Origin of the sequence: Escherichia sp. 20412-1, from assembly GCF_003027595.1 — a bacterium.
Lineage (GTDB): Bacteria > Pseudomonadota > Gammaproteobacteria > Enterobacterales > Enterobacteriaceae > Escherichia > Escherichia marmotae.
In genome coordinates, this window is sequence record NZ_PYQM01000114.1 from 1 (window position 1) to 1,019 (window position 1,019).

The 1,019-nt window shown below is 57.1% G+C and carries 3 protein-coding genes; all 3 read right to left on the minus strand.

The features are described from left to right. On the minus strand, positions 1-210 hold a 210-nt coding region (locus tag C7B16_RS24215), incomplete at its 3' end, for a phage tail assembly protein T (protein ID WP_258182620.1). 14 nt (positions 211-224) lie between these two features. Then, positions 225-641: a phage tail assembly chaperone G gene (gene gpG, locus C7B16_RS24220; protein ID WP_107180292.1), complete on the minus strand. Its 417-nt coding sequence runs from the start codon at positions 639-641 to the stop codon at positions 225-227. Between the two features lie 17 nt (positions 642-658). Beyond that, positions 659-1,019, minus strand: a 361-nt coding sequence (locus tag C7B16_RS24225; protein ID WP_143192635.1) for an Ig-like domain-containing protein, incomplete at its 5' end; no start/stop codon positions are given.

The window sequence follows — 1,019 nt, forward strand, 5'->3', positions numbered from 1 at the left end:
CCGGTTCAGCAGGCTGAAATCAGACGGCCTCATATCAGGATCGGCAAAAAACAGGCTGAGTACGGCATACGTCAGCCCGGCAAAATGCATATCCAGTTGTGCATCCTGAAAATAATGCGTGCGGTAAAAATGACGCCAGTCGGCATACTCGGTTGATGACATCCCGGCCAGCATGGCACGCCAGTCCGGACGCCCCATCTCACGCGCCAGTTGCAGGGCAAAAATCAGCTCCCCTTCGTACGCTTTTTTGCCGTTACCGGTGCATCTGTTTTACCCCCCTGAACGGGGGATTTTTCACCTGCCGGAGCCGACATACCACTCAGACGTGCCACCACGTTCCGGCCTGCGGCGATGGCTTCCACCGGCCAGGAGGTCAGGACTTCCTGCATGAGCCTGTCCGTCTCTTCACTTAGTGAGGATAACGCGCCGTTCAGCTCATGGTGATGCCAGAGCGACATGGCCACCAGCAGGGCACCTTCTCTGATGATGTCAGAGAGCGCCTGCTGTTCACTGACACCCTCCCCCCGCTGTTCTTCCTTCTCCTTCACCCAGGCCAGATACTCGAGGCGCTGCAGGGCGGACAGTTCGCTGAGCGTGACAGTCTGTCCGTTATATTCAAACGGTTCCGTTTTCAGAAACATGTGTGTTCTCCGGGAATTTAAGTGGCAGGCTGTGCTGCAGGGGTTGTGACCGTTGCGGTGGCCACGGCGGCGAAAGCGCCACCATTACTCATGACCGGGATAAGCGCGGTACCTTTTGCCACCCCTTTCACCGTGATGACGTTATCCTTCACGGTCACTGTCGCCACATTGTTGTGGTCAGATGATACCCGGAAGGTTTTGTCCGATGCCGTATCCGGCTGAACGGCCACCGTCAGCGTCACCGTTTTCCCCACCTCAACAGAGACCGTGGCCGGTGTGACGGTGATCCCCGTCACCGGCGTGATGGTTCCGCTGTCCTCCGCCAGCGACGGTCGACCAATATTGGTGACTTTTATCGTACGGGTGATCACTTCTTTT